At 65.8% G+C, this 19,765-nt stretch carries 26 protein-coding genes, 1 tRNA gene and 1 pseudogene; 12 read left to right on the top strand and 16 right to left on the bottom strand.

Annotation, left to right across the window (positions count from 1 at the left end):
• Positions 1-32 precede the first annotated feature (32 nt).
• Positions 33-695 carry a phosphate signaling complex protein PhoU gene (gene phoU / locus QFZ23_RS05085; protein WP_306920980.1) on the top strand — a complete coding sequence of 221 codons (663 nt, stop codon included), beginning with the start codon at positions 33-35 and terminating at the stop codon, positions 693-695.
• Positions 696-809: 114 nt separating this feature from the next.
• Here the strand turns inward: phoU and QFZ23_RS05080 are convergent, their stop codons facing one another.
• Complete coding sequence (locus QFZ23_RS05080) at positions 810-1,556, bottom strand: phosphoglyceromutase (protein WP_306920979.1); 747 nt, start codon at positions 1,554-1,556, stop codon at positions 810-812.
• 118 nt (positions 1,557-1,674) lie between these two features.
• On the opposite strand from QFZ23_RS05080, the gene QFZ23_RS05075 reads away from it, so the two are divergent.
• Positions 1,675-2,496, top strand: coding sequence for a class I SAM-dependent methyltransferase (locus tag QFZ23_RS05075; protein ID WP_306920977.1), 822 nt, complete (start codon positions 1,675-1,677; stop codon positions 2,494-2,496).
• 157 nt (positions 2,497-2,653) lie between these two features.
• Here the strand turns inward: QFZ23_RS05075 and QFZ23_RS05070 are convergent, their stop codons facing one another.
• Together QFZ23_RS05070 and QFZ23_RS05065 are read right to left on the bottom strand one after the other, a co-directional pair.
• Entirely contained in the window at positions 2,654-3,010 is a 357-nt protein-coding gene (locus QFZ23_RS05070; protein WP_306920975.1) for a DUF2516 family protein, read from the bottom strand.
• Positions 3,011-3,019: 9 nt separating this feature from the next.
• On the bottom strand, positions 3,020-4,204 hold the full coding sequence (locus QFZ23_RS05065) for a trans-sulfuration enzyme family protein (RefSeq protein WP_306920973.1): 1,185 nt from the start codon (positions 4,202-4,204) through the stop codon (positions 3,020-3,022).
• Between the two features lie 115 nt (positions 4,205-4,319).
• Here QFZ23_RS05065 and tmk point away from each other — a divergent pair.
• The 3 genes and pseudogenes from tmk to QFZ23_RS05050 all read left to right on the top strand — a co-directional run bounded on the left by tmk (position 4,320) and on the right by QFZ23_RS05050 (position 7,742).
• Positions 4,320-4,968 (top strand): annotated as a pseudogene (gene tmk / locus QFZ23_RS05060) (dTMP kinase).
• Positions 4,965-6,110 carry a DNA polymerase III subunit delta' gene (locus QFZ23_RS05055; RefSeq protein ID WP_306920971.1) on the top strand — a complete coding sequence of 382 codons (1,146 nt, stop codon included), beginning with the start codon at positions 4,965-4,967 and terminating at the stop codon, positions 6,108-6,110. The pseudogene tmk and the gene QFZ23_RS05055 overlap by 4 nt, the downstream one beginning before the upstream one ends.
• A 60-nt stretch (positions 6,111-6,170) precedes the next feature.
• Positions 6,171-7,742, top strand: a complete 1,572-nt coding sequence (locus tag QFZ23_RS05050; RefSeq protein WP_306926668.1) for an alpha/beta hydrolase — start codon at positions 6,171-6,173, stop codon at positions 7,740-7,742.
• 72 nt (positions 7,743-7,814) lie between these two features.
• Here the strand turns inward: QFZ23_RS05050 and QFZ23_RS05045 are convergent, their stop codons facing one another.
• A complete protein-coding gene (locus QFZ23_RS05045; protein ID WP_306920969.1) occupies positions 7,815-8,582 on the bottom strand; it encodes an HAD family hydrolase in 768 nt (255 codons plus the stop codon).
• Positions 8,583-8,806: 224 nt separating this feature from the next.
• Between QFZ23_RS05045 and QFZ23_RS05040 the strand changes: the two genes are divergently transcribed.
• Positions 8,807-8,879: transfer RNA gene (locus tag QFZ23_RS05040), tRNA-Thr, on the top strand.
• A gap of 631 nt (positions 8,880-9,510) precedes the next feature.
• Entirely contained in the window at positions 9,511-9,894 is a 384-nt protein-coding gene (locus QFZ23_RS05035; RefSeq protein ID WP_306920967.1) for a hypothetical protein, read from the top strand.
• Positions 9,895-9,899: 5 nt separating this feature from the next.
• On the opposite strand, the gene QFZ23_RS05030 is transcribed toward QFZ23_RS05035, so the two are convergent.
• From QFZ23_RS05030 to QFZ23_RS05010, 5 genes are all read right to left on the bottom strand, one after another.
• Positions 9,900-10,916, bottom strand: coding sequence for a hypothetical protein (locus tag QFZ23_RS05030; protein WP_306920965.1), 1,017 nt, complete (start codon positions 10,914-10,916; stop codon positions 9,900-9,902).
• Positions 10,917-10,929: 13 nt separating this feature from the next.
• Positions 10,930-11,403, bottom strand: coding sequence for an SRPBCC family protein (locus QFZ23_RS05025; protein ID WP_306920964.1), 474 nt, complete (start codon positions 11,401-11,403; stop codon positions 10,930-10,932).
• A 130-nt stretch (positions 11,404-11,533) separates the two neighbouring features.
• Positions 11,534-11,773: a helix-turn-helix domain-containing protein gene (locus tag QFZ23_RS05020; RefSeq protein WP_306920962.1), complete on the bottom strand. Its 240-nt coding sequence runs from the start codon at positions 11,771-11,773 to the stop codon at positions 11,534-11,536.
• The gene (locus QFZ23_RS05015; protein WP_306920960.1) at positions 11,773-12,408 is read right to left on the bottom strand and encodes a hypothetical protein; all 636 of its coding nucleotides are present in this window, start codon (positions 12,406-12,408) and stop codon (positions 11,773-11,775) included. The genes QFZ23_RS05020 and QFZ23_RS05015 overlap by 1 nt, the downstream gene beginning before the upstream one ends.
• Positions 12,409-12,584: 176 nt before the next feature.
• Positions 12,585-13,073: a DUF805 domain-containing protein gene (locus QFZ23_RS05010; protein WP_306920958.1), complete on the bottom strand. Its 489-nt coding sequence runs from the start codon at positions 13,071-13,073 to the stop codon at positions 12,585-12,587.
• 255 nt (positions 13,074-13,328) lie between these two features.
• On the opposite strand from QFZ23_RS05010, the gene QFZ23_RS05005 reads away from it, so the two are divergent.
• Both QFZ23_RS05005 and QFZ23_RS05000 read left to right on the top strand, forming a co-directional pair.
• Complete coding sequence (locus tag QFZ23_RS05005; RefSeq protein ID WP_306920956.1) at positions 13,329-13,721, top strand: nuclear transport factor 2 family protein; 393 nt, start codon at positions 13,329-13,331, stop codon at positions 13,719-13,721.
• 73 nt (positions 13,722-13,794) lie between these two features.
• The gene (locus tag QFZ23_RS05000; protein WP_306920954.1) at positions 13,795-14,127 is read left to right on the top strand and encodes a hypothetical protein; all 333 of its coding nucleotides are present in this window, start codon (positions 13,795-13,797) and stop codon (positions 14,125-14,127) included.
• Positions 14,128-14,152: 25 nt separating this feature from the next.
• Here QFZ23_RS05000 and QFZ23_RS04995 read toward each other — a convergent pair whose 3' ends face one another.
• Positions 14,153-14,347, bottom strand: coding sequence for a hypothetical protein (locus QFZ23_RS04995; protein WP_306920952.1), 195 nt, complete (start codon positions 14,345-14,347; stop codon positions 14,153-14,155).
• A gap of 178 nt (positions 14,348-14,525) precedes the next feature.
• Positions 14,526-14,789 (bottom strand): GlsB/YeaQ/YmgE family stress response membrane protein, encoded by a 264-nt coding sequence (locus QFZ23_RS04990; protein ID WP_306920950.1) that lies wholly within the window; start codon positions 14,787-14,789, stop codon positions 14,526-14,528.
• A 435-nt stretch (positions 14,790-15,224) separates the two neighbouring features.
• Here QFZ23_RS04990 and QFZ23_RS04985 point away from each other — a divergent pair, with 435 nt between their 5' ends.
• From QFZ23_RS04985 to QFZ23_RS04975, 3 genes are all read left to right on the top strand, one after another.
• Positions 15,225-15,470 carry a hypothetical protein gene (locus QFZ23_RS04985; RefSeq protein ID WP_306920948.1) on the top strand — a complete coding sequence of 82 codons (246 nt, stop codon included), beginning with the start codon at positions 15,225-15,227 and terminating at the stop codon, positions 15,468-15,470.
• A gap of 95 nt (positions 15,471-15,565) precedes the next feature.
• Positions 15,566-16,624, top strand: coding sequence for a hypothetical protein (locus QFZ23_RS04980; protein WP_306920946.1), 1,059 nt, complete (start codon positions 15,566-15,568; stop codon positions 16,622-16,624).
• A 39-nt stretch (positions 16,625-16,663) separates the two neighbouring features.
• Positions 16,664-16,843 carry a hypothetical protein gene (locus QFZ23_RS04975; RefSeq protein ID WP_306920944.1) on the top strand — a complete coding sequence of 60 codons (180 nt, stop codon included), beginning with the start codon at positions 16,664-16,666 and terminating at the stop codon, positions 16,841-16,843.
• An 88-nt stretch (positions 16,844-16,931) separates the two neighbouring features.
• On the opposite strand, the gene QFZ23_RS04970 is transcribed toward QFZ23_RS04975, so the two are convergent.
• The 5 genes from QFZ23_RS04970 to QFZ23_RS04950 form a co-directional block, all read right to left on the bottom strand.
• Positions 16,932-17,777, bottom strand: coding sequence for an aldo/keto reductase (locus QFZ23_RS04970; RefSeq protein ID WP_306920942.1), 846 nt, complete (start codon positions 17,775-17,777; stop codon positions 16,932-16,934).
• A 112-nt stretch (positions 17,778-17,889) separates the two neighbouring features.
• Entirely contained in the window at positions 17,890-18,333 is a 444-nt protein-coding gene (locus tag QFZ23_RS04965) for a hypothetical protein (RefSeq protein WP_306920940.1), read from the bottom strand.
• A 6-nt stretch (positions 18,334-18,339) separates the two neighbouring features.
• A complete protein-coding gene (locus tag QFZ23_RS04960; RefSeq protein WP_306920938.1) occupies positions 18,340-19,044 on the bottom strand; it encodes a bacterial proteasome activator family protein in 705 nt (234 codons plus the stop codon).
• Between the two features lie 38 nt (positions 19,045-19,082).
• A complete protein-coding gene (locus tag QFZ23_RS04955; RefSeq protein WP_306920936.1) occupies positions 19,083-19,547 on the bottom strand; it encodes a GNAT family N-acetyltransferase in 465 nt (154 codons plus the stop codon).
• A 2-nt stretch (positions 19,548-19,549) separates the two neighbouring features.
• Positions 19,550-19,741, bottom strand: coding sequence for a YbdD/YjiX family protein (locus QFZ23_RS04950; RefSeq protein WP_306920934.1), 192 nt, complete (start codon positions 19,739-19,741; stop codon positions 19,550-19,552).
• Positions 19,742-19,765 lie beyond the last annotated feature (24 nt).

Raw genomic sequence — 19,765 nt, 5'->3', positions numbered from 1 at the left:
CGGGGCGGAGTTTCCAAGGAAAGGACGCCTACGTGCGCAAGGTATTTCAGGAGGAACTGGCCCATGTGGGCGAGGACCTCATCGAGATTTCAAAGCTGGTCAGCGAAGCGATCGGCAAGGCAACCACCTCGTTCGAGAGTGCCGACGTCGACCTGGCACAGGACGTCATCGCCGCCGACGCCAGGATCGATTTCCTGCAGAACAGCCTCGACGAGCGCGCCATCGACATCCTCGCGCTGCAGGGCCCCGTGGCCAGTGACCTGCGGATGATCGTCGGGTCGCTGCGGATGAGCGCATCCCTGGAGCGCATGGGCGATCTTGCCCGCCATATCGCCCAGCTGGCCCGGCTGCGGTTTCCCTCCACAGTGATCCCGGAGTCGCTCACCGGAACGTTCAAGAGCTTCGCCGAGCAGGACATCGAGATCGCGAACAAGCTCACGCAACTGTTGGAGACCCGCGACCTTGAGGTTGCCCGCGACATCCTCAAGGCCAACTCCGCGGTGAACGACCTCCACCTCAGTGTCTTCAAGGCGATCGCACACCCTGACTGGCAGGAATCCCCGGCCACCACCGTGGACGTGGCACTGGCCAGCCGCTACTTCGAGCGGTTCGCGGATCACGGCGTGTCCGTGGCGCAGAAGGTCACCTACCTCGTGACCGGCGCGTGGCACCCGAACAGCATCGAGCACGGCTAACCCGTCGAATAGGCTAAGCAACACAAACGGACGACGCCGGCTGGTCACCTGAGGTGACCATCCGGCGTCGTCCGTTTTTGGTTTCGAAAGGCTCAATCAGCGGCGAGCAGCGGGCTACTTTTTGCCCTGGTTGGCCACTGCCAGAATGGCCTCCGCCGCAGCGTCCGGATCGAGGTACGTTCCGCCGCGGGTGATCGGCTGGAAGTTCTCGTCCAGGTCGTAGACCAGCGGGATGCCGGTGGGGATGTTCAGGCTGGCGATGGCGTCGTCGCTGATGCCGTCCAGGTGCTTGACCAGGGCGCGCAGGGAGTTGCCGTGGGCGGTGACCAGGACGGTCTTGCCGGCCTTCAGGTCTTCCTTGATGTCCGACTCCCAGTATGGGAGCAGGCGGATCAGGACGTCCTTGAGGCACTCGGTGCGGGGCAGTTCATCGCCGAGGTCCGCGTAGCGCGGATCGCGGGACTGGGAAAACTCGCTGCTGTCGTCCAGGGGCGGCGGCGGGGTGTCGTAGGAACGGCGCCACAGCATGAACTGGTCCTCACCGAATTCGGCCAGGGTCTGGGCCTTGTCCTTGCCCTGCAGTGCACCGTAGTGGCGCTCGTTGAGTCGCCAGTCGCGCTTGACGGGGATCCAGCCACGGTCGGCCTTGTCCAGGGAGATATTGGCCGTGTTGATGGCCCGCTTCAGGAGCGAGGTGTAGAGGATGTCCGGGAGAACGTTGTTCTCAACCAGCAGCTCTCCACCGCGTGCTGCTTCCTCGCGGCCCTGGTCGTTCAGGTCAACGTCCACCCAGCCGGTGAACAGGTTCTTGGCGTTCCATTCGCTGTGGCCGTGGCGCAGCAGAATCAGCTTGTAAGTCATGATTTTTATCCTAGCCGAGCGCGGCCCGCGGGTGCCGAGAGTTACATCACGCGGCAGGGGCCGCCAAAGCGTCGGCCGCACCCGAGGCCCGGGAAGGCGCGCCCGATAGGCTGGGACCGTGGTGCAGAAAGCAGAACGGGTGGTGACCAGCCAGAGCAGCCGGGGCAGGCCGGTGGGGAACGTGACCCGCGGCACCACCAACCCGAACCGCATGCGCCGGCTGGACCGGTGGCTGGCGGGGCCGCAGGCCTGGCGGCTCCGGAGGGCCGCTGACCCGCTCGTGGTGGACTTGGGCTACGGCGCCTCGCCGGCCACCGCCGTCGAACTCTTTGAACGGCTCCGGGCGGTACGGCCGGACGTGCGCGTCTGCGGGATCGAAATCGAACCGGAACGGGTGCGCGCGGCGAAGGCCCTGGAGCGCCCAGGCCTGAGTTTCCACAATGGAGGATTCGAACTTCCGGTGCCCGGGAACCCGGTGTTTGTGCGCGCGTTCAACGTGCTGCGGCAGTACGAGGAGGCGGACGTCCGCGGCATCTGGGAACTGGTGCAGGGCAGGCTGGCTCCGGATGGCCTGTTCATCGACGGGACGTGCGACGAGATTGGCCGGCGCTCCGTGTGGATTGCCCTCGATGCCGAGCGTCCGCTCAGCCTCACCATGTCAGTGCGGTTCGGGAGTTTCGTGCTGCCGTCCGAGATCGCGGAACGCTTGCCAAAAGCCCTCATCCACCGCAATGTTCCCGGCGAACGCATCCACACACTGCTGCAGGCGAAGGACCGGGCCTGGCTCGAGGCGGCGCCGCTGGCGCCGTTCGGAAACCGGCAACGGTGGACGGCCATGTGCCGGGCACTGCTCGACGGCGGGTGGCCGGTGCAGGATGGTCCTTCGCGTTGGCGGCTGGGGGAACTTACCGTCGGCTGGGAAGCCGTGGCGCCAGGCTAACGCCTTGGGCGGAGATTAACGCCTGGCCACGCCGGCAGGGTTCCCCGGGCGAGCTTGCGAGCCGAGGGGGCCGGTGGTGGGCCCACGTCGGCAGGGTTCCCTGGGTGAGCTTGCGAGCCGAGGGGGCCGGTGGGGATTACCAGGGGCCGTACGGGGATTACCAGGGGCCGTACGGGCCCATGTTCCGGCTGCCGCCACGGCCGGCGTCCTTCACGGCCGGCCGGACGTCGGCCAGGTAAACGGAGGCTGCCACCACGGCTCCGAGGCCAAACAGGCCGAGCGGGCCGAGGAGGCCGCTCGCTCCGCCGCCAAGCACGGACAGCGCTCCGACGGCCAGGCTGCCGCCGGTCAGTGCCAGCCAGAACGTCTTGGTGCGCTTGCCTACAGCCTCGAAGGCATTGGGCCGGTGGCGGACACAGTCAAAGAAGGCCCACACCTCAAGGGCCAGTGCTATCAGCCCCAGGATGTAGTAGACCGTGCTCTCAACGTAGAAAATCAGTAGTCGTCCGTCCACCAGCCCAGCCTATCTGTCCAGCGCGTCCAGCGCCTGCTTCAAATCGGCCCAGAGGTCCTCGACGTTTTCGATGCCGACACTCAGCCGGACCAGGTTCTCCGGGACACTGACCGGTTCCGCGGCATGCCGGCGCCGCCGCTCGATGAGCGACTCAACCCCGCCAAGGGACGTGGCCGGCAGCCACAGGTTCAGGGCACGGACCAGTTTGTCCGCGGTTTCGGAAGCGCTGAGCCCGCCGGCAGCGGCAACCTGGACGCAGAGAATCGAACCGAAGCCACTCATCTGTGACTTGGCCAGATCGTGGCCAGGGTCCGACACCAGGCCCGGGTACCGCACACTCTCCAAGGCCGGGTGCGCGCTGAGCCGCTCGGCGAGCACCGCTGCCGAGGCCTGCGAACGCTCAATCCGAAGGGCCAGGGTCCGCAGTCCGCGCAGCGCCAGCCACGCTTCGAAGGGTCCGGCGATTCCGCCGTGGATGATGCGGTGGTGAAGGAGGGTTTCGCGTAGTTTCGCATCAGAGGTCACCAGGGCGCCCAGTACCACGTCGGAGTGGCCGGCCAGGTACTTGGTCACCGAGTGAAGAACGACGTCGGATCCGAAGCTGAGCGGCTGCTGCACCAGAGGGGTGGAGAAGGTATTGTCCGTGACGACGACGGCGCCGGCGTCATGAGCGGCCTGCGTCAGGGCCCGGATGTCTGCGATGCCGAGCATCGGGTTGGTGGGGCTTTCCAGCCACAGCATGTCCGCCGCTTTGCCGGCCTGCGGGGCAATCTGGGCCCGGACCGCCTCGGTGTCCGCGATATCCACGGTGCGAAGCTCGAGGAGCCCCTTTTCTGCAAGCTCGGCGGCCATGACCAGCGATCCCGAATAGCTGTGGGACGGCATGACCAGGACGCCCCCGTTGGGGATCAGGGAGAGCGCGGAGCTGACCGCTGCCAGGCCGGAGGAGTACAGCAGACCCGGCAGCGACGCGCCCTCGAGCTGGCCGAGCGCTTCCTCGAACGGGTCCCATGTGGGGTTCGAGTAGCGGCCGTAGCCCCGGTCGCCGTCGTCGAGCGTGCCGGTGCCGAAGTAAGTGGAGGAGAGCACGATGGGCGGGTTGACGGGCGCATCGTGTTCGCGGGGCGGACGGCCGGCGGCCACCACCACTGTTTCGGCAGACAGGGAGGCCGCGTGCTGATCGGAAAGACTCATGGTCAAAGGGTACGTTGGGTGCCTGCCTGCTGGGAAAATGGCTGCTTCTGGCGAGGTGCAGAAGCAGGCGCCGGGCATTTTCGTCGGTGGAAATCGGTAGGCTGGATAAGTGAATATGCAGAGTTCCGGACTTTTCATCGCCTTCGAGGGCGGTGACGGTGCCGGCAAGTCGACGCAGGCGGCCCGGCTGGCCGGCTCGCTGGAATCGCGCGGCCTCACCGTGCTGCGCACCCGGGAACCCGGAGGTACGCCCATCGGCGAGAAGCTCCGTTCCCTGGTGCTGGATCACGGCCACGGCCACATCGACGCCCACACCGAGGCCCTGATCTTCGCCGCCTCCCGGGCCGCGCACGCCAGCCAGGTCATCAGGCCCGCCCTGGCCCGCGGCGAGGTGGTGCTGACGGACCGCTACATTGACTCCTCGGTGGCCTATCAGGGCGCCGGCCGCGGCCTCGGGACGGACGCCGTCCGGAGCGTTAACGAATGGGCCACCTCCGGGCTGCAGCCGGACCTGACTGTGCTCCTGGATGTCCACCCGGCCGAGGGACGCAGCCGCCGCACCGCCGGGGATGCTGCCGAGGACCGGCTGGAATCAGAAGCCGACGAGTTTCACGCCCGGATACCGGCAGGCGTTCCTGGACCTCGCCCAGGCCAGGCCGGAGAGTTACCTGGTGCTGGAGGCAGGGCTGCCCGTCGAGGAGATCGCGGGACTGATCCTGGAGCGCGTCGAGCAGCTTCTTTCGGCAACCGGCAGGCGGCCATGACCGTCTGGGATGACCTGCAGGGGCAGCCAGCCGTCGTCGCCCAGCTGCGGCAAGCATCCATGGGTGAGGGGCTAACACACGCCTGGCTGTTCACCGGGCCTCCGGGTTCGGGGCGTTCAAATGCCGCAAAAGCTTTCGCCGCCGCACTGAACTGCGACCGGGACGACGTCACCATGCGCGGCTGCGGCACCTGCCCGGCGTGCCTGACCATCCTGGGTGAAACCCACGCCGACGTCTCCTTTGTCCGCACCGAAAAGGTGACCATCACCATTGAAGAGGCGCGCGAACTCGTGGCCACGGCCGGCAACCGGCCGTCGTCGGCGCGCTGGCGGATCATCGTGGTGGAGGACGCCGACCGCATGGCAGAGCGCACCACCAACGTGCTGCTCAAGGCCATCGAGGAGCCCACTCCACGCACCATCTGGATGCTGTGTGCTCCATCCCCCGCGGACGTCCTGGTGACCATCCGGTCGAGGTGCCGTGCGGTGGCGCTGCGCCTGCCGCCGGCCGCCGACGTCGCGGCCCTGCTGGTGAAGCGCGACGGCGTGGATCCGGCCCTTGCCGAGCGTGCCGCCCGGGCAGCGCAGAGCCACGTGGGCATCGCCCGGCGTCTGGCCCGCGACGCCGCGGCCCGGGAACGGCGGTTGGAGACCGTCCGGTTCCCGCTGGGGCTGCGGGGCATCACGGCCGCCGTGATGATGGCTGACAAACTCGTCAAGATCGCCACCGAAGAGGCCACGAGCTCCAACGAGGAACGTGACGCCGCCGAAAAGGCCGCATTGCTGGCCACCCTCGGCGCCCCCGAGACCGGCACCCTGCCGCCCGCCATGCGCAGCCAGGTGAAGCAGCTGGAGGACGATCAAAAGCGGCGCGCCAAGCGCTCGGTCACCGATTCCCTGGACCGGACACTGACCGACCTCCTCTCGTTCTACCGGGACGTCCTGATCATCCAGCTGGGGAACGCCGTGGAACTGGTGAACGTTGAGTTGAGGAGCGAGCTGGAAGAGTTTGCCCAAAGGTCCGGGCCCGAAGTGACCCTCGCCCGGATGGACGCCATTAACAACGCCCGCAAGCGAATCACCACCACCAACGTCGCTCCGCTGTTGGCCGTAGAGTCAATGGCCGCAAGCCTGATCCAGTAGCCACGTACCCCCGCCATTTGCCTGACCGAGCTGGCCCCGCCCACAAGGAGAAACCGCATGATGTCTGCACCGCCTCTGCCCTCGCGACCCCGGACCCTCGCGGCCGGGATGCGGGCGGCCGGCGCCATGGCGCTGGCCGTACTGCTGGCATCGTGCAGTGCCCTGGGCCCGTCCAAGGACGAGTCCTCCCAGAACGGCTCCACGGGACAGGCCGATCCCTCCATAGCGGCGGCCGCCCCCAAGGGGCTGAAGGCCTATTACTCCCAGAGGATCGTTTGGGAGCCCTGCGAGGACAAGCTGCAGTGCGCCAAGGTCAAGGTGCCTGTCGATTACGCGAAGCCTGACGGCGACACCATTGAACTGGCTGCGGTGAAGATCGCCAGCACCGGGGACAAGAAGGGCAGTCTGCTGGTCAACCCCGGCGGCCCCGGCGCGTCCGGCTACGACTTCGTCAGGGACGCCGGCAACAGCCACTTCTCCGAGAGTGTGCGCGCCAACTACGACCTCGTGGGCTTCGATCCGCGCGGCGTCAAGCGTTCCGCGCCTGTCACCTGCCTCACCGACAAGGAGCGGGACGAGGCCCGGGCCAAGATCTACACGCCGGAAACCGATGCAGGGCTGGCCACGCTTCTCGCCGACAACAAGGCCATCGCGGCCAAGTGCGCAGAACAGACCGGGCCCGTGCTCGGGCACATCGACACCGTCAGCGCGGCCAAGGATCTGGACGTCCTGCGTGCTGTGCTCAACGACTCCAAGCTGAACTACATGGGCTTTTCGTACGGGACCTTCCTCGGTTCCACGTACGCTTCCCTGTTCCCTGAGAACGTGGGGCGCATGGTCCTCGACGGCGCCATTGACCCCTCGCTCAGCGCCGAGGACCTGACCCTGGGCCAGGCACGGGCGTTCGAAAAGGCGCTGCGCGCCTACGTTGAACATTGCCTCGGCGAGGAAGGCTGTCCCCTGAGCGGCACGGTCGACGACGGCCTCCAGCAGATCCGCGACCTCATCACTTCCGTGGTCCAGACTCCCCGCACTGCCACGGACGGCAGACTGGTGGGCGGCAACCTCTTCGTCAGCGGCCTCATTGTGCCGATGTACGGCAACGAAAGCTGGCCGGCCCTGACCCAGGCACTGGACGCCGCCCTGAAGGGCGATGTCAGCCCCATGCTCCGCCTGGCCGACCTGGGCGCAGACCGCTCCCCCAACGGCAAGTACACCTCCAACACGGCGTTGGCCTTCGGCGCCATCAACTGCCTCGACTACCCCACTAGCAGCGATCCCGCGGCCATGCGCGCAGAAGAGCAGCGGCTCCTCGAGGCCTCCCCCACCCTGGGGTACTTCTTCGCCTACGGAGGTGCGAACTGCGCCGACTGGCCGTACAAGAATGTCCGCACCCCGTCCGCCGTCAAGTACAGCGGTTCCGCACCCATCGTCGTCGTCGGTACCACCGGCGACCCGGCAACGCCGGTGGAATGGGCCAGCGAACTGCGGAAGCAGCTGGGCAACGCGTCCCTGCTGACCTTCAAGGGCGAGGGCCACACCGCCTACGGCAGGTCCAACAGCTGCATCAGCAACGCTGTGGACAAGTACCTGGTTGACGGAAAGGCACCGGCGGACAACACCGTCTGCTGACCCCTGCGGCGGTGCCGGCCGGTACAGCAACAGCCGCAACGCCGCCGTCCTGCGCTTCAGTGCTCTGGAGCCTCAGGGCCGGGATGCCCGCCGCTCCAGGAGGGCCGGAAAGTCCTTGATGGAGGGCACGACGTCAGTGGCACCCGCGCTGCGAAGCGCCGCCTCGGAGTTCGACCCTGTCAGGACCCCCGCCGCCACCGAGGCCCCGGCGCGCAGGCCCGAATGGATGTCCGCGGCGGAGTCCCCCACCACGGCCACTTTCCGGACGTCGTCGATGTCGAGGGCCAGGACCGCCGTCAGCACCATGTCCGGGAAGGGCCTGCCCCGGCCGGCGTCCGCGGGGCACAGGCTGAGGTCGGCCAAGCCCATCCAACCCAGCGATTCCAGCACCATGTTCTGCGTGTGGCGCCCGAAGCCGGTGGCCAGGCAGACCTTGATGCCGGCGTCCCGCAGCCAGCCGATGGTGTCCTCCGCCCCGGGGACGGCCCGTACTCCGCCGTCGGCGATGAGTTCGTCGCAGTTCAGCTCAAACTTCCTGTTGGCGCTGGCAGCCGCCTGGGGGTCGTCGAACAGTTCGCCGAAAACCGTCATCCGCGAGATGCCGGAACGCTCCCTCGCGTAGCGCAGCATGCCTTCAAAGCGCGCCGAGCCGGCCGGAACTCCCTGCTCCACCAGCGTGCGGGACATCGCGCGGTCCGTGAGGCCGCCGTCGTACACGGTGGTTCCCACCATGGCCAGCACCGCCAGCAGGACGGGCTGGCCATGGTCCGCCGCGTCCGCATCCGCCGCGGGGGCAGTGCGTAGTGCGCCACGGGTTGAGATTGCGCTGTCTGGTGTCATGGTCGAGCTCCTTTGCCGCTGGCGCGCAGGCATGCTGCGCCACACTGTTGGAGCCAGCATGGCGGCCGTTGCTGTTGTAGGCCTGAACCGGATCCGACGGCGGAATGAACGTCCCGCCAACGTCAATCTCAGCCCGCGGGTCGCTCATTTTGACCCGGACGCGGGGACTCTATTACAGTTGTCTCTTGCATGAACCGGCCGGTTTCCCGGCTGATTGGTGCGGTGCTTCCTTAGCTCAGTCGGTAGAGCGTTTCACTCGTAATGAAAAGGTCATCAGTTCGATTCTGATAGGAAGCTCGGGAAGAACCCCGTATTGTCGCTCGTTCGGCGGCGGTACGGGGTTTTTTGCTGGTTTCGCCCGCAGGCGCCGATAGGCGCAGGGCACATCTTTGGCGCCCTTCGGCGTAAACGTCCACGGTGTACCGGGTGGGGCCGTCCACCCAGGAATGGAATCCCGGTGGACTCCTCACCAGCGCCTGAGTCTTGAGCCAATCTTGTATTGCCGGCCGCGGGACAGATTTTCTTGAGCCAGTATTGAGCGGCACTCGATCGATCCTTGAGTCAACGAAGGCAGAGTGTTCATTACCGGCACCGAAGACCGGTCATACGAAGTCCGCACGCCGGGCTCCTTCAAGAAACGGACGTTCGCAACCATGGGTTGCCACCCGAACTCCACCACGGGCAGGGCCCCCGGCTCCGTGGTCCTCACCGGCCCCCAGCCCTCCCGTGCCAACAAATAACCCACATACGTCCCCTCCGTCGTCTGGCCCCAGAACCGCGGCGGAGGGGGCCCATCCGTAAGGCAGCACGCCCATGACAGCAGCAACAACCCCGTCGGCCGGGGCTCCCGGGGGGCTGGTCTGTGTGATGCTGGCCCGGATCTGGCGGAAGGGCCCCGACGCTGCTGACGGGTCAAGGAACGGGGCGGATGGTGCAAAATCACCGGCCTCAGGCTGAGGCACCCAAGGCGACCCTGGACGGGCAGCACCTTCGAAACTTGGCGGAAGAATGTTCGACGGCGGCAGCTGAGACCTTTGCGGACAACTACACAGCCCTCCTCACACACCGCGTTGACCGCATCATCCGAAGTGTCGGCGTCGGGCACCGGGAGATGGCCATGGATGCTGTCCTGAGCCTGCGAACGGCGTCGTCAATGGCCGGTGCCCAGCAGATGAGCCACCTGTGTGCCCAACTGGAGAAGGCCCTGGTGGCCGCTGACCTGGCTGCTGCTGCAGGCGTGGCGCGGGACATCGACCTCCACCTGCCGGAACTGCAGGAAGCCCTCGCGAGCCGCCAGCGCCCGGACCAATAGTGCCTTCAGCGCTGGGCGCAGGCTGACGTCACAAAGTCGTAAATCAGCCCACGCAGTGCCGTCCCGGCCGCGATCTTCAACTGCCCCTCACGTCCTCCCACACTCACATGAAGGGGCAGCAGGGTGCCCACTTTGTCCTCGGCGATGGCATGCGGATCGCAGCGGGCAGGGCGGATCCGCAAACGCAGTTCAGTGCGTGGGGCGCCCGGCACGATGCGGACGTTCCGCGGCCACGGCCCCTCCGCCGGTTCGGCAATCAGGGTGGTCCCGTCGATGCTCGCGATGGTCAGCGGTCCTACGCCCGGGCCGGCGCCGTCCGTTTCCTTCGGGGTGATGACCAGACGGACGACGGCGGTGCGGGAGTCCGGGGCAACCTCAAGTCTGCGGTCCAGGACGATGTCCGCCACGGCGGCCGCCTCTGCCGCAAGGCACAGCTCCATGTTGTTCCGCTCCAGGACCCCGAAGGGGTCGACGGCTACGGGCGCCACCTCCCGCACGCCGGCCTGCCCGGCCTCCGAATATCTCACGGTGGCGACTGGCTGCTGCGTGGTTGATCGCGGTGGGGTTGCTTGCTGCGAGGTTGATTGACCCCCGCCGCAGGCCGGGGCCGGAAGCCGGGCTGGAAGACTCTTGGGCTGGCCGGGGGGCAGTTCGAGGCCGCCGCCGGTTGGCTCCCACAGGATCCCCCCGCGGAACAGTGGCGACGCGAGCTGCGCAGCAGCCACCGTCAGGGGCCTGCCGGAGACGTTGGTGAGCAGGATCTGGATGGCCTGTTTTCCGTACTGGTCGCGCGACTGGTTCACCTCCACCGTTATCGGCAGTGGCTCAACAGACTCCTGTCGCTCCGGCACGGTGCAGGCAGACAGCACCGGAACTGCTGCCGCCGCCAAGGCAGTCACCGCTACGATGGCGAGCCACCGGCGTGCGCGCGCACGGCTCCCCACCGCAGGCGACCCCTGCGCTGGGGACCCCTGCGCACAGGGGCACGGGCGGTGGACCTGTTGTTCATGCAACAGGTCCATGCCCAGAGCCTCTCTAGAACTGCCCGGTGGGGCCGGTGTCCTCGACTTCGCCGCGCCAGCCACCGGTTTCGGTGCCGCGTGATTCAATGAAGTCCTTGAACTTCCGCATGTCGGCCTTCACCTGCATTTCGTCGATTTTCAGGGCCGCGCCCGCTTTCTCAGTAACGGTTTCCGGCGCCCACTCGAAGTGGACCTTCACCTTGGTGTGATTGGCGTCCAGTGGCGTGAACCTGATGATGCCGGCATGGGACTTGCCGTCGGTGCTGCGCCAGGCGATCCGATCATCCGGCTCCTGGTCCACTATCTCCGTATCAAATTCCCGCTTCACGCCGCCGACCTTCGTAACCCAGTGATTGGTGGTGTTGCTCAGCTGGGTTACGGATTCCACGCCGGACATGAACTGCGGAAATGATTCGAACTGTGTCCACTGGTTATAGGCCGTATGGACCGGAACTGCGACATCAACGGTCTCTTCAACAGTTTCCATCTGCTTCCTCCTGTCATTACGGGTGGCCCGGTTATGGGCCCTCGGCAGTCGCCCTCGTCTCCCGCAGCAACCGCCACCTGAACGGTAGGTCCGGTGGCTTCCCGTGTCCAGACCCTGCGGGTGATCGGGATCAGGGAATGCCAGCGGTGCCGCCTGAGGTAACCAGAAGGTCCCCGACCTGGCAGTCCAAGGCGTCACAGATAGCTGTCAAGGTGGAGAACCTGATCGCTTTGGCCCTGTCGTTTTTCAGCACCGACAGGTTCACCAGGCTGACGCCGACCCGCTTGCTCAGTTCGGTCAGGGTCATCCCGCGGTCTGCCAGCAGCTCGTCGAGCCGGCAATGGATTCCTGGGGTTTCCTCAGTCGGCATCAGACCAGGCCCTCAGTGTCCTTCTGCAGCCGGCGGCCAAACTGAAAGACTCCGGCAACAAGAACCAGGGCGATGCCCAGCACCAGCGGGCCGGCGTTGAAGTCCAACGAGACGAGGTAGTACTCCCCCGGCACGTGCCCGTTCACTCCGAGCAGGTCTGCCAGCCGGCTCCGCGCAAGGGAATCGAGAATCTGCCCCACCGTCCCGGCCACAGCGAGGACGGCTCCCCCGGCACCAACGAGCCATGCAGAACCAGGGGTGAAGAGAACCTCGCTCCGAAGCCGGTAGGCCAGCAGGAAGATCAGCGCCAGAACGGCCAGAATACCGGTCTGATTCAGGGCCTCCGCCCAAGCCAGCAGCGCGGCCGGGCCGGAAGGAAGGACCGGGATGGTCGCATCCATGGCCGTGTATTGTCCGGTAGCCCCCAGCGACAATCCTGACGCCGTTTGACGCGGCGTTGCCACAGGAAGCGTGAGCGTAACCTGCCCGGCAGAGGACGCTAAGATGCCCGACACCGTCAGGGCCGTCGTCGTGACTGCTGCCGCTGCCGAGGCAACCATCAGGAAAAGCGCATCGGTTCTGGACACGATCTTCTTCCGGCCTGAAGCCAGAGCGGCGCGCTTGGTAACTTTCATCAATCCCCCAGTTATCGAAACTCGTTAATAACGACAATCGATAACCTAGGGTCTTCACAAGCCGGCGTCAATGCCCTGCGGGCCAGCATGTTGCCCTTCACAGAGGACAAGAAGGAGCCCGCCGCGACGGTCAGGTGATCCGTCGTCGGCGGGCTCCTTATGCTAATGCCCCTGACTCAGGCCGTCGGCGCGTCGAACCGCTGCCCTTCGGGCTTGGACGGCAGGATGGTCAGGACCAGCAGTGCTATGCCTCCAAGGAACGGCACGAGACCCAGCAGCACAAACCAGCCACTCAGGTTCACATCGTGGAGACGCCGCGCAGTCAAGGCCAGCGACGGCACGATGGTGGCCAGTCCCCAGATGGCGATCAGGACATAACCAACCACTGCGCCCGGACCGGGCACTGCAGTACCGTTGGCGGCCACGGTTGCTCCCGCCGAACCCCCGACTGCCGTGATGATGTTGATGATGATGCCGACCACGACCGCGACGAGCACCCACCACCAGTACTCGCTCCGGCTCGCACGGCCCGAGAACGTGGCGTACTTCTTGAAAAATCGGCGGACTGCTACCGGAAAGGGCGCCCCGTAGTACGGTGCCCAAAGCGGCGGTTCGCCGCCTCCCGCCTGGTAGGCCTGCTGCTGTGGATATTGCTGATAGCTCATGGATTTTCCCCCCACGGGTTCTGAGTTATGAGACGACCCCATCGTAGGGGCCAAACTGACGGAACAGGCTTTCGATGGAGAAAATTTACTGCGATTTTCACTGCATGAATGGATAGGTGCAGGGATTTCAGACTTCCAGGAGCCGCTGGCGCCGCGAGCCTGGATGCCGGCAATCAAATGCCCATCGACATGGTCCCCGCGCGGGCTTAACCTTTCTTCGCTGGGACCCGACAACGACGACGGTGAGGTGGCGAAATGGGAACCCGGGAAGATGTTGATTTGGTGCGGCGGGGTTACGAAGCGTTCGGTGCAGGGGACATGGACACTCTCCGCGGCCTGTTCACCGAGGACGCCGTCTGGCATCTGGGAGGCAGCGGCGGGCTGTCCGGTGACAAGCAGGGCCTGGACGCCATCCTCGCCTACTTCGGCGAACTGTTCACACGATCCGACGGCACAATCAGGGTCGACTTGGATGATCTGATCGGCGGGGAAAATCACACCGTTGGCTTCCAGAGGGTGCACGCGCAACGCAACGGCGCAGCCATCGACCAACGCGCCGTCCTCGTCTTCGCACTAAAAGACGGCAAAGTCAGCGAGGTATACGAATTCCCGGAGGACACCGCCAAGGCCGCCGATTTCTGGTCCTGAGAATTGGCTGCACTCTCCCGGGAGCCGTCTGCGTATCCGGGTCTTTTGGTGGCCAGTCACCTAGAGTGGGGCCATGGCAGATGCGATGAAGTCCCTCACCGAAAGCTTCAGAAACGTGGGCGTTTCCAGGGCCTACGGGGATCCGATCCGGCTCGGCGGGAAAGAGATTGTTCCCGTTGCGCTGGTCTCCTTTGGGTTTGGCGGCGGCACCGAAGGTGGTGATCCGGAGGCTGCGGGCTCCGGCGGCGGAGGAGGGGGACTCGTCTTCCCCCTGGGCGTGTATACGTACGACGACGGCGGCCGGCTGGCTTTCCGTCCAAATCCCCTGTCGATGACCGCCTGCCTGGTCCCGCTGGTATGTGCCGTCGGTTTTGCGCTGCGCGGCGCACTCCGGGCGGGGCAGTAGCCTCCCTCATATTGGCCGGAAGTCGCTACGCGACGTCGTCGGCGATGCTCCGGTCCGACAGGTGGGCCAACAGGGCTTTTTCCGGATTGCCCGGGTTTTCCTCAAGGTGGCGCAACAGGTTGACGCGCACGTCGGGCCCCGTGGCAACCGCGGAGAGGACATCGATAATGACATCCATGACCTGACGGCGGATCGTCCAATCCTCCGAAACGTACGTCATGAGCACCTCCCAACCGGCCGCGAGCCTTTCCCCCAAGTGTTCTTTCGATCGATACTGTTTCCTCGATCGATATCGTCGATTCCAGCGTCCCCGCTTAGCCTCGGAAACGCGGGAACCAGTGGGGCCGGCCCCTGTTTGGGCCGACCCCACTTGCAGGTCCCTGTGCTACGAAATCAGGTCAGACCCGGCTTCTGCGTGTGACGGCGCCGTAGATCAGCAACACAATGACAGCTCCGAGGATGGACAACAGCCAGGTCCTCAGGTCGAAGAAGTCACCCAAGCCACCACCGAAGATCAGCGAACCGATCCAGCCGCCGAGGATGGCCCCGACGACACCCAAGACGAGGGTGATAATCCAACCGCCGCCCTGCCTCCCGGGAAGAATGGCTTTTGCAATGGCCCCCGCAATCAGACCGAGCAGGAGAAATCCAAGAATTCCCATAACGCACTTTCCTTTCCACCAGACAGGTACCGCGGGTGTGGCACCAGCTATAGAGATGAGTTAATCAGCATGCTTAGTAGCTGGCAAGCACCCGATGCCCGTGCCCCGAAAATTCTCTTGTCAGGGCCTGCGGGGCGGTGCTATAAAAATCGGTATCAGCCAGCATCGGAAACTGAGCTCAAGGAGGGGTCCCCGGCAGCTAGTCAACGCCTCATGGACCGGGACGGGATACCGGTAAACGCAAAGCTGCTTTTTGGGCGGAGAGCTTTTAGAGAACGCCACGGCGCATAGTGTGCAAGTGCAGCATAATCAGCGTGCGGATCCTATTCCCGCTAAGTGGTCCCCGGCTGCAGAAGCAGCCGGGGACCACATCACCCTAGCTGCAGAGGGGAACGCAGCATCCGGAGTCATTGAGCTGGTTGTGGTGGGATTCAAGTGGACCAGGCGACAATCGTCAGCTACGCTCTCGGCTATATCGCCGTTGCCATAGCCGTTTTTCTTATGTTCCTGCCGGCGCTCGCTATTCTTGGCCTGCTTCTGATCGGTGCCGGCGCCGTGCAAGTGATCGTTCTGCTCATCAATGCATTGACCGTTGGCCTCTACAGAGCTGTCCACAGGATGTATCACCACCTGCTGGACAGGTGGCAGAGCGGCCATGGCGGCAGACTGGCCGCCCACTAGGGCGGAACCACGCCCCGGCGGAATGCGTCCCGCCGAAACTCCGCCCCGTGCTGGGGCGTGCTGAAACCTGCGCGCCGAAACATATGATGGCTGTCATGGACAAGGAACTGGAGCGCGCCGCCCAGGCCCTATACGCGCTTCCCTTCGACGAGTTCGTCGCCGCCCGCACTGCCGCAGCCAAGGATGCCTCCGCATCGAACAAGCCCCTTGCCCAAGCGATCCGGACCCTGCCGAAGCCTTCCGTGGCCGCCTGGACCATCAACATGCTGGCCCATCACAGCCCCGGCGCCGTTCAGCAGCTCAGGACTCTCGGACAGACCATGCAGGAGGCCCAGGCTTCACTCGATGCCGCAGTTCTGAGGGAACTCGCCAAGGAACGGCGGAAGCTCCTCGGCACCGCTGTGGGTGAAGCGCGGCTCGCCGCTGAGAAGCAGGGCCGCAAGATCAGCGGCGCAGTTGCCACCGAAGTGGAGGAGACACTGAGGGCCGCAACTGCGGATCTGGCGGCTGCCGCTGCCGTCGAAAGCGGGCTGTTGCTCCGCGGGCTGTCAGCCGACGGCGTGGACCAGGTTGACGTCAGTGATGCAGTGGCGGTTCCGTCCGCCCTTGGCAAGCTTCCGCCGCGGCCGCTCCCGCCGCAGCGGTCCAGTGCAACGCAGCGCCCGGCTGGTGGTGCGCCGAAGGGTCGCCGCCAGGAGCCATCCGCCGCAACGGCTCCGCCCGGTCAGCGCACAGGGGCCCAGCCTCGGAAGGCCACGGCGCGAACGGACACCGGCGCCGACGCCGTCGAGACCGAAAAACCGCGGCTCCGGGCAGTCCGCACCATTCCCCGCCCCGTCACACCGTCACTGCTGGAGAAGGCCCAGGCAGCGCTGGCGGAGGCCGAGGAAGCGGCCGCTGATGCCGCAGACGAGGCCGCACGCCGCGCCCAGGCCCAGGAAGAATCCGCGGCAGCCTTCGACCAGCTCACCGCGGAAGTCAACGAGGCACGGCAGCGGCTCCGGGCCTTGGAGCTCTCACTCGATGCCGCGCGCAAGGAACGCGAGACGGCTGCCGCTGAGGCGAAGCAGTACGCCCGGGCAGCGGAGAAAAGCGAGCGGTCGGCGGTGCTGGCGAAGGAACGTGTGCTCCGGCTCCGCAACACGCCGGACTGAACTGCCTGAAATGTCAGACCCCGGTTGCACCATGGAGCCATGGAAATTAATCAGGAGTTCCACGTAACTTACTTCGACGCGGACTGCGGCCGGATCCGCATCGAGGTCTTCGACACCGTGGCGGCGGCAGAGCGTTTCGCCAGCCGCAGCATCACCGGCGAGGACGGCTGGGCCGTCGTCGACGCCGTCGCTGTCCAGCAGGAACAGCTCGCGGCTTAGTGCCGGCCAGGGCTGATCAACACGGCGAGGCCCCGCCCCGTCCGCGTAAACGAACATGGCGGGGCCTCTCAGCTGGCAGCCCGGGAAATTAGGCGAAGTCAGAGACTGCCGGGTCCGGGCCGATCCTGCCGGTTCCGTCCGCGGTGCGGTCCAGCCCATTAATGGCCGCAACGTCCTCGGCGTCCAGCGTGACGTTCAGGGCGTCAAAGTTCTCACGGATCCTGGACTCGGTGACGGACTTGGGGATGACGACGTTTCCGATGGCGAGGTGCCATGCGATGACCACCTGCGCCGGAGTGGCGCCGTGCTTCTGTGCGATGCCCGCGATAATCGGGTCCTCGAGGAGCTCACCGCCCTGGCCAAGCGGAGACCAGGCCTGGGTCAGGATGCCCTGGGCGGCATTGAATTCCCGCAGTTCCGACTGGCTGAAGTACGGGTGCAGTTCCACCTGGTTGATGGCCGGAACCACGCCGGTCTCGTCGATGATCCGCTGCAGGCCTTCGATGGTGAAGTTTGAGACGCCGATGGACTTGACCTTGCCGCGCTTCTGAAGTTCGATGAGCGCCTTCCAGGTGTCCACGTACTTGTCCTGCTTGGGCTGGAGCCAGTGGATGAGGTAGAGGTCCAGTGTTTCAAGGCCCAGGCGCTCCAGTGACTCCTCGAACGCGGCAAGCGTGGATTCGTAGCCTTGGTCGGCGTTCCACAGCTTGGTGGTGATGAAGATTTCCTCCGCCGACAGCCCGGAGCTGGCGATCGCGCGGCCGACGCCGGATTCGTTGCCGTAGATCTTGGCGGTGTCGATGTGGCGGAAGCCGGCCTGGAACGCCTGGAAGACAACCTTCTCGGCTACGTCGTCTTCAACCTGCCAAACCCCGTAGCCCAGCTGGGGAATGGTGTTGCCGTCATTGAATGTCAGTGTTGGTGAAGAAGTCATTTGTCCATCCTGCCAACAATCGAACTTGGTGCGCACGGAATATGACGAAGCTAAGCTAGCCGCGTAACGGCGCGTCACGGGGAATTTTTCGGCGGGGACTGAATACCGTCCGTCAGGCCTCCGAGAGATGCCGTTCTGCATCGGCCACCTGCTCAAAAACGGTCTCCGCCCGGCGCCAGACGGAGGCCGCGCCAACGGGCACGGGTCCCACGGCGAGCCGGAGCATCGCGGCCGCCTCGGCGGTGGCGGCCAGCGAATTGCCTGCCTTGGACAGCGAGCGGTGGACACCGGACAGATTGTGCGGAATGTCCAGGCCGTCGCTGGGCGATCGCCGCTGCGCCTCAACGCAGATCTCCCGGACGCGTCCGGAGAGGCTGGCCAGCTGGTTGGCTATCTCGACCAGCTCTCCGTAGAGCTGGTCGTCCTCCACACCCTCGAGCACCTGGTGGTACCGGTCCAGTCCGCGGTGGAATCGGTCATGGGCACGGCGCCATAAGCCCTTGCCAAGTTCGGCGTCGTCTTTCCGCCCTTGCCGGGCGGCCGTGAAAAATCCCAAAGGGGCCTACAAATACTGGCCGGGGCCGTGGTCGGAGTCTTCCTTGCGACCCGGATGCAGCGGGTCGGCACCGGGCTGCGGTGCCGTGGCACGCTGCGGCTCGCCGTTATCACCGATGACGACGCCGGGTGCGATGACAGTGCCTGGCGGAAGCTGCCGGAGCTGCATCTGGGCGAGCGCGTGTTCCCGGGCTGCGTGCTGGGCGGCGATGGCCGTCTGGATGCCATGGAACAGGCCTTCCAGCCAGCCCACCAGCTGGGCCTGCGCGATCCGCAGTTCGGCGTCCGACGGTGTGCCGTCGTCCGGGAAGGGCAGGCTGATCCGTTCCAGCTCCTGCACCAGTTCCGGCGCGAGTCCGTCCTCGAGCTCCTTGACGGACCGCTCGTGGATCTCCGCCAGGCGGCCCCGTGCGGCGTCGTCCAGGGGCGCCGACTTCACTTCTTCCAGCAGTTGCCGGATCATCGTGCCGATCCGCATCACCTTGGCAGGCTCATCCACGAGGTCCTGCAGGCTGGCCCTTTTCGACTTTTCGGCCTCGGGGCGGCCGGGAGCCTCCGCATCCAGCGTGGTGCCCTCCACGGGCTCCTCTTCCTGTGGCACGGAAGGCTCCGCTGCCGGCTGCGCAGCGGGCTGAACGCCCGGCTGGCTGGGCTCGACGGCTGCCTGCGGAGCCGCCGCCTGGGTGGGTTGAGTGTCTTCGGGATCGCTCATGCGTTCATACTCTCACGGGCCCGGAATGCGGAGTCCAGTCAATGAAGCTCCTTGACCAGGATTTCGCCTTCGTCCGTAGCGAAACCGCATTTGCGGTAGAAGCCGACGGCGTACGTGTTGGCCGGAACCCACACTTCCGCCACTCCGTTGCCCCTCATCCAGACCTCCATCTCGGCAATAAGCGCCCGCCCGATACCCCGATGGCGCCAGTCGGCGTGGGTTCCCATCTCCATCAGCAGCAGCTCGGCCCAGGGGCCGGGCGTCCGGCGCCGCTGGATGCAGCAGTGGAGGAAACCCACGGTCTGTCCCCCGGCCTCTGCCAGCCAGAAGAGAACCGCGGGGTCGGCGAGGAAGTCCCGGGCGCCGTCGGGGGTTATTTCCCCCGACGGCGCCATCCCCGGGTCCTCGTCAAAGAGGTTGTCCGTAGCAGCCAGCGCGATGAGCGCGCCGGCATCCGCCGGCCCGATCCTGCGGACGGCGAATTCGGCCGGCAGAGCAGCCACGGTCAGCAGCACCTGCCCTGCGGGTTGGTGTCCTGCCGGTCCGCCCGGTCCCGCCAGAACGCACGCTCGTCCATGGGCGGCGTACCGTGGCCGGCCGCAGCATGGTGCTCCAGATACTTCCTGTACGCGTCAGCCCCCATGACTCCCTGCAGGTACCGCGAGAAGCCGCGAAGCGCCTGCGCCACTGGGGGCATCAAACCGCCCAATCCCGCTCCGAC

The organism is Arthrobacter globiformis, from assembly GCF_030818015.1.
In the GTDB taxonomy this organism is placed as follows: Bacteria; Actinomycetota; Actinomycetes; order Actinomycetales; family Micrococcaceae; genus Arthrobacter; species Arthrobacter globiformis_C.
This window is presented reverse-complemented; position numbering and strand designations above follow the sequence as displayed.